We start from the raw sequence: 11,677 nt of genomic DNA on the forward strand, positions 1-11,677 counted from the left end.
TCACTTCCTCAACTGAATGGTCCAGGTAGCTTGAGTGGGGTCTTCAGACACGTTGAGTGCTCGGTAGCCGCTAACTTGGTCGCCAATTTTGGGCGCCGCAGGGGTTTCGCTTACCTGCCCACCCTGCTCTTCGAACAGCTCGTTCTGCAGCACCAGCAGCTTCACGTCCTCAGTCTGGATGCGTGACCCATCAATCTCCTTGGCCAGGTAGCTGCCGAACACCCCGCGGCCGATGTAGCGAATGGTCGTGGCGGGCACTGTGCCGCCGATCTCCGGGTCATACCCGCCCTTAATGATGCGGCTGCCGGCCACCGGCCTTACGGCGTCAGCCAGGCCGTCTGGATCGTCAAAGGCTTCGGCCAGATCGGCCTGTATCTCCTCGCGCATGCCCATGGCTATGTCCTCTTGAGCATGACGGTCCCTGAACGACGCACCCAGGGAGCGATCAGGTCCAATGCGAAGTTCTCAGCCGCGGACAACTCGACTGAACCCTCGGCGTAGGTCTTGCTAGTCGAGGTTCCAGCCTGAGCTGACACGGTCTTGCTGAGCACTTCTTTACCGGTGTCCTTGTAGAGCTTGTTCTCGGCAGCCAGCTTGGCCACCTGTGCACCGGCGGACACGATCGCGTCCGGCACCGGGTCTGGCGCCGTCCGCCTGATCTTTGCCGTGAGCCAGGCATTGGCCATGGCTACGGCAAGAACAGCATCACCGGAGCCCGCCCAACCCGGCCCAAGCTTCTGGTCGACGTCAGCGACGGTGATGAAGTCGGTCATGGCTTATTCCTTCGACGGGATGAGGGCCTGCAGCTCGGGCTTATTGAGGGCGGCGTCGAAGGTGATGCCCTGGGCCGTCAGCCAGGCTTTCAACTGAGGGACCTTCATCTTGTGCGGGTCGGTCTCATCGTCGCCGCCGCCCTCGTCCTCGATCGCTTTGTCGATCTCCGCCTGGCTACTGACCGAGGCATAGCCGTTCGGCGGGTAAGCAGAAGCCTTGTAGCCCTCCGCTACCCACTGGGCGATGGTCGGGCCGTCCAGGCGAAGGCCTTCTTCGATCTCGCTGACGCTGATGCCTTCGCGCTGGTACGCCTCGCCGATGTGCGGAGCATCGCCCTGCACGGACACCGAGGTCGCGCCGTCGATCACGCCGAAGAACTGGTCCAGGCGGCGATAGCAGGTGCCGCGCTCGCTGCCAGGGGTGTTGGTGTAGATGACTTTCATGCAGATCTCCTGCGCAGGGCGCCAGGCCGGCGCCCCGCATCATGGGGTCAAGGGGTGGCGGTGCCGCTGATGACCGCGGCGAACGGAACCTGTTTGCGGTCGAAGACGCGCTTCCAGTTGGCCGCCGAGGCGTACTGGGCGGCGGTCGGGCTCAGGTTGCGGTTCTCGCTGCCCTGCCAGCTGAAACCGGCCGGCTGCAGGATGTAGGTCTTACGCTCCCACAGCACCTCGGCACCACCACCGTTGCCGCCGGCGGCGTTGCGCTGCATCTCGACCGGCATGTGAGGGTCGCCCTCGCCGTAACCGAAGGCGCCTTGGCCGAAGAACAGCGAGAGGAACTGGCCCGGGGCGTAGGTCAGAGCGTCATCCATGAAGACCGGCTTGCCCAGGTACGTGGCCAGGATGATCTTGCCCTGCGAGTCGCGCAGGTACTCGATCATGTCCTGCTTGACCATCTGGTTCATGACGACCGAGTGCACGCCAATTGCACCGAACATGTCGGCAGCATCACCGGCGGTGAAGGCGGCGTCTTGGAAGGCATTGGCACTGATCGAAGCGCCCGCATCCTTGACCATGTCGCCGCCGTTCTGGGCGATGTTGGCTGCGATGATGCCGCGCCCTGCGCCCATCAGATAACGCTGCCACTGGCGGGTCCAGTAGGTGCCAAAGCGGTTGCGGATGTGCTGCATCGGCTCGGAGTTGGCCAGCTCGGCAGTCAGGTCGGAGACGCCGTAGCCCTTGTTGAGGTACAGGGTTCGGGCACGCATGCTGCCCTGCTCGGCCTTGCCAACGGCTCCCAGGTCGTCAGGGTCATCGTTGGAGATGTTCGGCGCCTCATCGGCGTCGAGATCCTGCCAGTAGCTGATCTCGGAGGTGCCTTGGCCGTTCTTGGCGATGTTGTCCAGGGTGGCCGAGCGGGTGATGATGCCCGACTCGTAAACGGCGGTCTTTTCTGGGGAGTTCACCGGCTCCAGAGTGCCGTAGTAGTCGGCAACGAAGATGTCCGACAGTTGGGTAGATGCCATGGGTTAGGTTCCTCGGGTGGCTTGGAGTTTTTTGTACGCGTCGGGGTTGTCACGAGCGATCGCAGCGCGCTCCTGCTCGGTGTACTCACCCCATTTCTTCGTGGCCTTGCCACCGTTGTCGCCGGTCTGCCCGGCACCCTGAGCCCTTGGCCACAGGTGGGTAGCGGTCTCGCGCAGCGATTCCGCCCATTCGAGGGGAGACAGCGGGGTCTTGCCGTCCTTCCCGTACACGACTTCGCCGGCACGGTCAGTGGCGATTGGTTCGCCGTCTTCGCTCAGTTTGAAGGTGCCTCGGGCGCGAAGAATGATGTCCTCGGCAGCCTCAGGCAGCGCGCCGGCTTTGATGGCGGCCGCGCGAATGGAGTCGGCCAGCACCTTGTCGCTGTACTTGGCAGCGAAGGCTTCAGCCTTATCAGCGCGCTCGTTGGCGGCCTTAACCTGCTTGTCCAGGTCGCCGCGCAGGCGCTCGGTACGACGGTTAATAACCTCGTCCAGCTTGCCCTCGGCGATCAGCTTGGTCTCTTCGTCCTGACCGGCCTTGGCCAGCAGACCCTTGACCGCCTCGATATCCAGGCCGTCGAACTGACCTTTCAGCTTGTCCAGCTCGGCCTTGATGGTCTTGTTGGAGCCGATCAGCTCGGTGTTTTTGGACTTGAGGCCCGAGACCTCGCCGTCCAGGAATTTCTGTACCTCGCCGCTTAGCGCTGCCTTCAGCGCGGCGGCTTGGGTTTCGTCAAGGCTGAGGCCGTGGGCGGCCGGGTCGAAGTCGAAAGGCATGTGGCTATCCCCTTGGGATTGATTGACCCGCCTTGCGGGCATAAAAAAACCCCGGACGAAATCCGAGGCGATATTAGTATTGCAATACAGTACTAGTACTGTATTATTGAATCACGCCAACCTGATGGAGAAAATCAAAATGAGCCTTCCACACCCTACCAGCCCTAAGTTTCCCGCAGCCTTGAAAGCTGCCCGTGAGGCAATGGGCCTTTCTTATACTGAGGTGGCCAAAGCCATCAGTATTAACCCGGCCATGCCTTCCCGGTACGAAAACCCGGATCATTCGTGTTTCTGTGCCCCGCGCGAATCCACGTGGGAAAAACTCGACGCGCTTCTTTCTGGTCGTAACCTCGACCTACATAAAAACAAGGTGGTCTCTACCGAAGACGTTTCTCTTGGCGAGGCAACCGTAGAGCAGATTATTCACGAGCTGAAAGTTCGTGGAGCCACCTCGGTAACGATCAACTACTGATGTGGAAGTCAGCAGGCCGGGATCAAACACGACTAGTTGATCCCCGCCCGCGTGAACGCCAGCGGCTCCAGCTCCTTGAGCTGGTCCAGCGTCAGCGGCTTGAAGTTCTTGTCCAATTGCTGGGCCGCGAAGCGCTCGGCGGTCAGGCCGCCATCCCGGAACAGCTTGCCGCGCACCAGCCCAAGCGCAGCATCTTGGAAGGTCGCTGGCTGCGTTTTGAGCCAGTGGTAATAGCTGTGGCTTGCCGAAACCTGCGCACCACCGCCAGCGCCCACAGACGCCCGCGTTGCTCCTTCAGCAAAAAACGCTGACAACCTGGTCACCGGCACAGTGGTCGAGCGGCAGTTGACGTGTGCCGGCGGCAGCGGCCCCTTCCCTATCTCGAACTCCCGACCGTCCAGGCTCTTGCAGAGGGTGCTGGTCTTGCGGTCAAGCGTCGAAACCCAGCGATAGCCTGGGATGACATCGGAGTTCGCCTTGAGCGTCTCCATGCGCGCCGTGGTGGCCACATGCTGAACTGCGGTCTGAACTATCGAGCGAGCGTTGCGGTTTGTTACAGCCAGGACGCCGTCTGTGAAGTTCTGTGCCGCGGTACCGCGAATGGCCTGGGTGATCTCGGCGTTGGTCTGGCCCTGCACGACGCCGAGTCGGATGGCGTTGGTTACCCTTGTCGACTCGGTGCGTGTCCAGCCGTTGAGGAAGGATTTCAGCAGCGTGCCGCCGTCAATCCCCGACACCTGCAACGGCTGCGTGTTGATCGCCGTCCGGATCAGGGCGTCGGTCGGCATGATCGTGTCGATTAGGAGCGCCTTGGCCAGACTGCGGCCTTCGAAGGCTGCCTCATACAGGGCGATGTCCACCAGGTCGGCCTGCATTCGGTCGCCGAAAGCCTTGTAGATCTCCAGCAGCTTGCCGCCCACCCGCCCCAGAAACTCCTCGAGCCTGCTGCGGCTGTAGGTCGTCAGCTCCTTGCGGGTGAGCTGGTCACGCACGTGGGCATCGATTCGGCGCAAGTAGCTTTCGAATTTCTTGACCTCGCCGGCCTTGAGCCGCTCAAGCAGAACCGAGTGGCGACTTACCTGTTCCAGCAGCTTCTCGTCCGTTGTCTGCTCCGGTTTCGTCGCCATCGTCTTTATCCAGGTTGATGCCGGCCGACTCGCGCTCGTCGCTGATCAGCTCGGCCTCTTCGTCGTAGGAGCGCTCCGGCAGCTTGCCGGTGGTGAGGTATTGCCAGTAGGTCTCGGCGCTGATGGTCCCCGCCATCACGCTCTTCTGCAGTTCGGCCAGCACCTGGGAATCGACCTCAGGAATGACGAACTCCGGCTTAACTGTGAAGACGACCTCGTCCGGGTTATAGCCGGTCCACTCTGCGGCATAGCGCAGGGCTTGCTCGATGCCGGCCGCTGCGGTAATGACGATACTGTGCAGCGTTGCGTGCTGGTCGTTCTGGCGCGTCTTGCGCGCTTCGCCGGACTCGGTGCCGGACACGTCCATAACCTTGGCGCCAGCTTCCAGAGCGGCATTCTTCTGGTCTTCCATGGCAGTCCGAACTGCCTGGATGCCGGCGCCCTGGAACTCCAGGTAGCCGCATTGGCCTTTCGGGCCGAGATCCCAAGCAGCTGACGGCCCGGTGACGCTGAGCTCCACGCTCTCATCCAGGCCAGAGACCCACGGCTGCGGGTGGCTGGTTTGGTGCAGCGCAGTGAAGTAGTCAGCGCTGAGTTGGTATGACTTCAGCGCGGCCCGCGCCATGGTCAGAAGCGGGATCTCGTCCACGTCCGGCGAGTTATCGGTCGAACCGCAATAGATGACCGGGATGTACTCCAGGCCCCGTACCAGTTGGTTGTCGGTGCCGACAGTACCCAGAGGGCGCGCGTTCTCGACCAACTCGCCGGCCTCGTTGCGCACGGCGGTGTAGCAGACTTCGCCTTCCATGTAGAACTCTCGGAAAACCATCACGCACTCATGGCTGTAGCGGTCCTCGGTATCCTTCTTCCGGAACTCACGGAACACAGACAGGACCAGGTCCTGGCGACCACCCTGATCGGCAGTGTCCCAGTTGATGGCGTTGCGCACTGCGTAGGTGGAGAAATACGGCTGCCCCGCGTCGTCCACGTTGACTACCAGCGGTACCCGGCCATGCGAGATGGCCTGGCGCACGATGCGCAAGAACAACTGGGTCAAGCCGAAGCCGTCGGCGGTAGCATTCTCCTCCAACTGCTTGAGACCGGCAGGCAGTTTCACCTCAGGAATCAGTCGCGAGACCAGGCCCATCATCGAGCGCAGCGAGTCCCGCACCCAATGCTCGTACTGGGCGCGTTCGGTGTAGTTACGGTAGAGGTAGGCGTTACCCGCGCCGTCCAGCTTCTCGGCCTCGACCATGCCGCTCGGCTTCGGCAGATTGCGCGGGCTGCGCTTGATAGCGCCCTCGCCCTCAAGGGCGTCATCCATCATCCGCCACTCAGCAATGTGAGCGTCGTAGTCTGGGTTGGTAGATTGGACAGGCATTACGCCAAACCTCCGATGCGGCGGACACCGCCTGTGCGTTTGCGTCGCGCCATGGCAACGGCGAAATAGCGGAAACCGTCGGCCGGGTGGGATGACCAGTCGTGAAGCGGCTTATCCTTCCAGCACCCACGCTTGTCGTCCCACTCCTTGCGGTAGCTCTCAAGGGCGGTAATGCCCTCCTCACACTTGGCTTCATCGAAGGCGCAGTTCGGGAGGATCTCCCGCGCCTGCTCGATGCCTTCATCCACGCCAAGCTTAGGGACCACCTTGAACGTCATGCAGTACTTCTGCCCGTCGATCTCGTAGCCCTCGCGGGCCAGCTCTCGGCGGGTCTTGCCGTCGCTGCCGAACTCGCGGTTGTCGATGTCGTGCGGCCCCCAGTGCTCACCGTAAGTGTAGCCGCGATCCTTCAGTATCTTCATGTAGTGCCGCAGGCCTTCGCCGCTGTTCTGGTAGAAGTCGATGACGTGGTATTCCTCGCCAACGATCCGGACAAACCAGATAGCGGTCGAGTCGCCCACGCCGATATCCCAGAACGTGTGCACTGGCAGGTGGCTATTGTCGGGCAGCTTGCCGATGCGCTGGGCGGCATAGAGCTTGGTGAACTGCTTGGCGTAGTAGGCGCCCTCGATCGTCTGCTGGAATGCTTCGGCAGGGATCGACGGGTATTCCCGCTTCATGTCGTCGCCAAGGGTCTTTTCCTTGGCGCTGTACCAGGCGCGCTGGCCTGGGTTGGTGACGATGCTGTGCTTTGCAGCCAGGTCGTCGAAATACTTGGTTAGCCGGTCCGGGATGACGACATCGGTCGGATCGAGCCAGTACAGCGGGTTCCGCCACCAGCTGAAGAAGAAGAACTTCCAGTCCAACAGACCCAGGGGCACGCCGGCGAGCTGCTGCTTCTCTGCTGACTGGCTGTAATCGAAGAAGTACCCGGCCCGGCCCTCGGCGGTCGACTCGATGGTGACGAAGCACTCAGCGGCCACAGCCTCAAACGCACCGGTGACGATCTCCCGCGCCTTGTGCGGGAACTTGGCGCAGATCTTCCCGAACTCGGAAACGTGCAGGTAGCGCAGCGTGCCGCCCCGGAACGAGGTGGAGACGTAAAGCGATCCGCCTTTGCTGAACACCAGCTCGCCCGCGGCGTCGTTGCGCGCCGGGTTGGCCGCCTTGATCTCCTTGGGTAGGTGGTCGTAGGCGTACTTCACCTTCTCCCTGAACAGGCGCTTGGCGTCGTTCAGGGTGTGAGCGATCAGGGCGCACTTCGCCGCTTCGAACAACGCGGCATCCAGCTGGACGATGCACACCAAGGTGGTGAACCCCAACTGCCGCGCCTTCAGGATGATGTTGCGGGTGTGCATCCCCTGGAAGTAATCGATCTGCTCCTGCGTCATGCGAAAGCGGACCTTCTTCCCCTGCTTGTCGGTGATGAAGTACAGGTTGTTCAGCCGCCAGAACCGGTCCCGGAGCAATTTCAGGTGCTCGGGCTTCATGGGTCAGGCTTCCTTCGATAGTTCATCCATCAGCTTGGACAGTTCGTCCGCTTCGTCCGTCTTCTCCTTCTCGTCCAGGCCGAATGCCTGGCGCTCGAGCACCTGGAGGTTCTTCATTGCAGCTGACAGCTGGAACAGGGTCTTGGAGTTACTTGGGAGGGCCACCGCGGCAAGCATCGAGGCCCGGCGCATGCCGTTGCTGTCCTCGGCGGTCTCGTCATCAATCGCATCTTCGATCTCTTCCCGACGCTGGATGGTGGTCAGCAGATCATCCATCAGCAGGTTCGCAAGGTTCGTGGCCTTGCGAATGTCGCGGCGGTGGCTGCGAACTACCTGCGCGCCCTCCTCTGCGGCCTCTTCGATGATTTCGGTGTCGAGTTCGCGGTTCGCGCCTTGATCGTTGCGAACCTCGCCGCGAACCAGCTTGCTGCGAACCTCTTTGCGTACCTGGTCGGAAAGGTCCCGCGCCCAGTTCAAGGCCTTGGCCTTCTTCCTGATCGCGGTGTCGCTCACGCCCTGGCGCTCAGCGATGGTTCTGATGGAAAGCGCCCCGGCCCGGTAGGCTCGTTCGATCGCCTCCCAGTCGGGTTGCTTGGTTGTCATGGTTATTCCTTACTGATCGCGGGCGACTCGAACCGAACGGACCTTCCCGCCGGTGTAGATGTCCCGCTTCATGGCAGCCCGCACCGCGTCTTCTGCACTTGCCCCCATGTCCATTGCAGCCAGGGCATAGGCCGAGCCGCTGCCGATAGCGTCAGGGTTGGACGGGGCGAGCTCCTGCCGCCAGATGCCTGTCTTGTCGTCATGACCGACCATCAGCAGCTTGCCGCCATCGACAACATAGCCTGAGCACTCCACAGGAACTGCCGATGGAGTACCGAAGTACGCGGCGATCAAAGCCTTCTCATCGCATACGGCACCAGACAGGAAAAAGCTGACGCCGTCGACAACCTGGCACTTCGGGGAATCATCAGAAACGATTGCTCCACCCCGGGTTTGGCGAGAGTCGTAGGCGATCACGCCGTCCTTGTAAGCAATGGTCGTCATGTATTGTGCCCTTCCAGCGGCTGAGCAAAGGTGAACTTCACACCTTCTTCCGGGTAATAGGTGGAGAAACTGGCGTTCTGGAGGATCACCCCCTCACCCAGTACCTCCACCGCAGCACTGCCATATTTGGCGACCAATGCAGCCTTCAGGTCATCCTCTGACAACGTCAGCGTGATGTTATGGAAGTGGACAAGCGTCTTCTTGATGCTCATCGCTCACCTCAGTTAAACGGGTCAGCAGGTTTAGCGATCGAGCGCACGAACCACATGAAGCCCTGCTGCAGGTTGGTCTTGGCCAGAGCCAGCAGGCGTGGGTCAACACCCTCAATCTGCCCGATCTGCTTGAACAGTTCGCCGGCGTCCGCTTCCAAGGCCTTGATCGAATTCATGCCGTCGATCTCGCTTTGGCTCAAGTCGCGGTAGCCGGTGATCTTCTTGTGCTGGTTGTCCATGGGTGATTCCTCTGGAGTTGTCGCGCCACAAAACGGCGCACCTTGAATTTGTGGTGCGGATCAGCCGAACACATGGCCGCGCCGGGCCCAGGCATAGGCGACCACGCCCGCGTGAAGCATCGCTCCGAATAGGTTTACCCAATGACCCTGCAGGGCGGTGACGAATGCACCGAACCCGCCGATGGCCACCAGGTAGAAAGCGATACTCAGCAGCGGCTGGTCAGCTGGGCGAACCTTGCGCAGGTAGTCACAGGCGGCAAGCACCACCAGAACGCACAGAAACACGTCCAGGGCGGTCAGCGCTGAAACCAGGATGCTGTTCATGTCAGGCACCTCGCGCCGCGACGAACGACCCCATGGCAGCCTTGATTGCCGGGATGATGTTCATGGCTGTAAGGCCCAGCACGAAGGCCACCCCGCACAGCAGGTCATCAGTCACCGCAAGCTCAAGCTTGGGGGCAAGCCAGGCAGTGACAGGCTGGGTCAGGTAAACCGAAAATCCAAAGCCAGTTGCAACAGCAGTCGCAGCCTGGAAGCGGGTCAGGTCCTTCAGGAAGCCAAGCGAAAGAATCGAGCCGATGAATGCAGCCATCACCACCCCGTACTTGCCCAGCACTACGCTCGCGGCGGCGCTTGTTGGCTCGGCCATAGGTGGTGCTCCATGAGAAAAAGAGACCCGCTCAAGGCGGGCAGTGGCTCCGTGCTATCGTCGTGATCCCTACAACCGCGACAAAGGATTGAGCCATGGGACACTTCGTAATTACTTTCCGATTTGAGTACGACGACGATTACCAGGACCGCTACGACTCGTTTACGAAAAAGGTGAGAGAAATAGCCACTTCCCAATGGGAAGAAACATCTTCTTTCTACGCAATTGAGGCGCCAGGGACAGCCGAGAGCATCCGCGACATGCTGTACCTCAAAACCAAATTTTCCGCATCAAAAGATCAGATGCTTGTCATTGATCTCGATAACCGAGTGAAGGCAACCAAGGGCGAAATCAAGTACCCCAACACCTTAGCGGCGTGCCTGGGCTTCTAACCCAAGAGATCTTTCCAGTTCGGCCAGTCTCTGCTCGTTCTCACGAAGACTGGCCTCTTGGTAGGCCACAAAGCCGTCAGCCTTGGTCAGCTTCTCTTGAGCGTCGAGTTGAATAGCCTTTGCCTCTCTCAGCTTCTGCTCGCAGCAGAGGATCGCCTCAACAAGGCAGCGGTATTCGCTCTTCATGCTCAACTCCAGAACCTGCAGATTTAGATCAGCCCCAGCAGCACTCCCAGCTTGGAGCAATGGGTGTGGCGGAGCCGAAAACGAAAAGGCCCGTTGTACCGGGCCGAGAATTACAGGCTGTTTACTGGGTTGAGCGCAGCCAGGAGCAGTGCTTGCCCCTTGTGCAGCTCGACTTGCGCGAGACTGGTCAACTTAGAATCTGCAAACGAGTGCCGCTTCAGCAGGTCTTCCATCTCCTCAATGGCGGCCTTCAAGTCAAGCGCTTTCCTCAGGACCTTCTCGTCATGCTCTCCGCGAGCCTTCTGGACTGCTTCGCGAACCTGTTCGAGCGGAAGACCTGCGCCGGATGGGTTCGCGTTCTCGCAAAGGAACTCGCCAGGCGTGTATACCGAGCCAAACACCCAGCCATCACGATGAAAGAATAGGCTCCTGAGGTCGAAGCAGACCAAAGGTACAGACTCACGCTGCTCGGTGTTCAGCAGCTGGGTGGTGATAGTGGAGAACTCTCTACCTGGCAGCTGGGAAAGTCGAACAAGCCCCAGTTTGAGGCGATTCACATCGCCACCGACTACCGCGTCAATGACGGCCTGAACCGATTGCTTCTCTGCTTCGGACATTGATCTGCTCCTAGAACGAAAAAGCCCCGGAGCATGCCGAGGCAGAAAGATAACCCCAGACACACAAAACGTTTTACACGTTATGCGCCTAGAGGTATAATTACCCCATCAACCACACAAGGAGACGGAGGTGCAAAGCAGGCAGTTGATAAAGGAGCTTGAAGCGGCTGGATGGGTTCTAAAGCGAGTTACTGGAAGCCACCACATCTTCAAGCACCCCAACAACCCTAACTCGATACCAGTGCCTCACCCAAAGAAAGACCTACCGATAGGCACGGTAAAGAGCATCAAGGAACGAGCCGGGTTGAAATAACCCGGCTTCACCCTTTGCACCTTCGCAGGAGACGACAATGCAATATCCAATCTGTATCGAGTGGGGCGACGAAAACACCGCTATCGGCATCCAGGTGCCGGACATTCCAGGCGCTGTAACCGCAGGCGACACCTTCGAGGAGGCTTACACCGCCGCCGTCGAGGTCGCGCACATCATGCTCGAGGAGATCGCTTCGAATGGCCAGGCCATTCCCATGCCGACCACTGCCGCAACGCACCGGAGCAATCCAGACTTCGCGGATATGGGCTGGGGCATGATTGAGATCGACATTACGCCGTACCTGGGCAAGACCGAGAAGGTCAACGTGACCCTGCCTGGCTTTGTCATCCAGCGGATCGACCGCTACGTGCGCGATCACAATGTCAAAAGCCGTTCGTCTTTCCTCGCCGATGCGGCAATGGAAAAGCTTGGCAGGTAAGCAGACACAAAAACCCGACGTTGTAGCCGGGCCTCTTGAGGCCCTCTTGGGGGCAATAAAAAACCCGGCACTTGGCCGGGTTCTTTTCGTCAAT

20 protein-coding genes are annotated in these 11,677 nt (G+C 60.3%); 4 read left to right on the top strand and 16 right to left on the bottom strand.

Annotated elements, in window-relative coordinates; translation table 11 throughout:
* The 5 genes from ACRESH_RS00105 to ACRESH_RS00125 are packed head-to-tail and all read right to left on the bottom strand — an operon-like array spanning position 1 to position 3,019.
* On the bottom strand, positions 1 to 393 hold the full coding sequence (locus ACRESH_RS00105; protein WP_431740027.1) for a hypothetical protein: 393 nt from the start codon (positions 391 to 393) through the stop codon (positions 1 to 3).
* Between the two features lie 2 nt (positions 394 to 395).
* Positions 396 to 773, bottom strand: a complete 378-nt coding sequence (locus tag ACRESH_RS00110; protein WP_431740028.1) for a hypothetical protein — start codon at positions 771 to 773, stop codon at positions 396 to 398.
* Between the two features lie 3 nt (positions 774 to 776).
* A complete protein-coding gene (locus tag ACRESH_RS00115; protein ID WP_431740029.1) occupies positions 777 to 1,217 on the bottom strand; it encodes a HeH/LEM domain-containing protein in 441 nt (146 codons plus the stop codon).
* A gap of 47 nt (positions 1,218 to 1,264) precedes the next feature.
* Entirely contained in the window at positions 1,265 to 2,242 is a 978-nt protein-coding gene (locus ACRESH_RS00120) for a major capsid protein (protein WP_096010286.1), read from the bottom strand.
* A gap of 3 nt (positions 2,243 to 2,245) precedes the next feature.
* Positions 2,246 to 3,019: a hypothetical protein gene (locus ACRESH_RS00125; RefSeq protein WP_431740030.1), complete on the bottom strand. Its 774-nt coding sequence runs from the start codon at positions 3,017 to 3,019 to the stop codon at positions 2,246 to 2,248.
* A 139-nt stretch (positions 3,020 to 3,158) separates the two neighbouring features.
* Here ACRESH_RS00125 and ACRESH_RS00130 point away from each other — a divergent pair, with 139 nt between their 5' ends.
* A complete protein-coding gene (locus ACRESH_RS00130; protein WP_431740031.1) occupies positions 3,159 to 3,491 on the top strand; it encodes a helix-turn-helix domain-containing protein in 333 nt (110 codons plus the stop codon).
* Positions 3,492 to 3,523: 32 nt separating this feature from the next.
* On the opposite strand, the gene ACRESH_RS00135 is transcribed toward ACRESH_RS00130, so the two are convergent.
* The 9 genes from ACRESH_RS00135 to ACRESH_RS00175 are packed head-to-tail and all read right to left on the bottom strand — an operon-like array spanning position 3,524 to position 9,636.
* Positions 3,524 to 4,618: a minor capsid protein gene (locus ACRESH_RS00135; RefSeq protein WP_431740032.1), complete on the bottom strand. Its 1,095-nt coding sequence runs from the start codon at positions 4,616 to 4,618 to the stop codon at positions 3,524 to 3,526.
* A complete protein-coding gene (locus ACRESH_RS00140; protein WP_431740033.1) occupies positions 4,545 to 5,999 on the bottom strand; it encodes a DUF4055 domain-containing protein in 1,455 nt (484 codons plus the stop codon). The genes ACRESH_RS00135 and ACRESH_RS00140 overlap by 74 nt, the downstream gene beginning before the upstream one ends.
* A complete protein-coding gene (locus ACRESH_RS00145) occupies positions 5,999 to 7,489 on the bottom strand; it encodes a terminase (RefSeq protein WP_431740034.1) in 1,491 nt (496 codons plus the stop codon). The genes ACRESH_RS00140 and ACRESH_RS00145 overlap by 1 nt, the downstream gene beginning before the upstream one ends.
* Before the next feature lie 3 nt (positions 7,490 to 7,492).
* A complete protein-coding gene (locus ACRESH_RS00150; RefSeq protein ID WP_431740035.1) occupies positions 7,493 to 8,092 on the bottom strand; it encodes a hypothetical protein in 600 nt (199 codons plus the stop codon).
* Between the two features lie 9 nt (positions 8,093 to 8,101).
* Positions 8,102 to 8,536: a proteasome subunit beta gene (locus tag ACRESH_RS00155; protein WP_431740036.1), complete on the bottom strand. Its 435-nt coding sequence runs from the start codon at positions 8,534 to 8,536 to the stop codon at positions 8,102 to 8,104.
* Positions 8,533 to 8,748, bottom strand: a complete 216-nt coding sequence (locus ACRESH_RS00160) for a hypothetical protein (protein ID WP_431740037.1) — start codon at positions 8,746 to 8,748, stop codon at positions 8,533 to 8,535. Before ACRESH_RS00160 ends, ACRESH_RS00155 begins: the two co-directional genes overlap by 4 nt.
* Positions 8,749 to 8,756: 8 nt before the next feature.
* Complete coding sequence (locus ACRESH_RS00165; protein ID WP_431740038.1) at positions 8,757 to 8,987, bottom strand: DUF7681 family protein; 231 nt, start codon at positions 8,985 to 8,987, stop codon at positions 8,757 to 8,759.
* A gap of 60 nt (positions 8,988 to 9,047) precedes the next feature.
* Entirely contained in the window at positions 9,048 to 9,311 is a 264-nt protein-coding gene (locus ACRESH_RS00170) for a hypothetical protein (RefSeq protein WP_431740039.1), read from the bottom strand.
* Position 9,312: 1 nt separating this feature from the next.
* Positions 9,313 to 9,636 (bottom strand): peptidase M48, Ste24p, encoded by a 324-nt coding sequence (locus tag ACRESH_RS00175; RefSeq protein WP_258593563.1) that lies wholly within the window; start codon positions 9,634 to 9,636, stop codon positions 9,313 to 9,315.
* A 95-nt stretch (positions 9,637 to 9,731) separates the two neighbouring features.
* Between ACRESH_RS00175 and ACRESH_RS00180 the strand changes: the two genes are divergently transcribed.
* Positions 9,732 to 10,028: a hypothetical protein gene (locus ACRESH_RS00180; RefSeq protein WP_431740040.1), complete on the top strand. Its 297-nt coding sequence runs from the start codon at positions 9,732 to 9,734 to the stop codon at positions 10,026 to 10,028.
* On the opposite strand, the gene ACRESH_RS00185 is transcribed toward ACRESH_RS00180, so the two are convergent.
* Together ACRESH_RS00185 and ACRESH_RS00190 are read right to left on the bottom strand one after the other, a co-directional pair.
* Positions 10,005 to 10,214 carry a hypothetical protein gene (locus ACRESH_RS00185; protein WP_431740041.1) on the bottom strand — a complete coding sequence of 70 codons (210 nt, stop codon included), beginning with the start codon at positions 10,212 to 10,214 and terminating at the stop codon, positions 10,005 to 10,007. The two genes, ACRESH_RS00180 and ACRESH_RS00185, sit on opposite strands and share 24 nt — an antisense overlap.
* A 110-nt stretch (positions 10,215 to 10,324) precedes the next feature.
* Positions 10,325 to 10,831: a hypothetical protein gene (locus ACRESH_RS00190; RefSeq protein WP_431740042.1), complete on the bottom strand. Its 507-nt coding sequence runs from the start codon at positions 10,829 to 10,831 to the stop codon at positions 10,325 to 10,327.
* Positions 10,832 to 10,961: 130 nt separating this feature from the next.
* On the opposite strand from ACRESH_RS00190, the gene ACRESH_RS00195 reads away from it, so the two are divergent.
* Together ACRESH_RS00195 and ACRESH_RS00200 are read left to right on the top strand one after the other, a co-directional pair.
* Positions 10,962 to 11,144, top strand: coding sequence for a type II toxin-antitoxin system HicA family toxin (locus ACRESH_RS00195; protein WP_016715573.1), 183 nt, complete (start codon positions 10,962 to 10,964; stop codon positions 11,142 to 11,144).
* 37 nt (positions 11,145 to 11,181) lie between these two features.
* Positions 11,182 to 11,583: a type II toxin-antitoxin system HicB family antitoxin gene (locus ACRESH_RS00200; RefSeq protein ID WP_045194468.1), complete on the top strand. Its 402-nt coding sequence runs from the start codon at positions 11,182 to 11,184 to the stop codon at positions 11,581 to 11,583.
* The last annotated feature ends 94 nt before the right edge of the window (positions 11,584 to 11,677 follow it).

Source organism: Pseudomonas sp., assembly GCF_050739775.1.
Lineage (GTDB): Bacteria > Pseudomonadota > Gammaproteobacteria > Pseudomonadales > Pseudomonadaceae > Aquipseudomonas.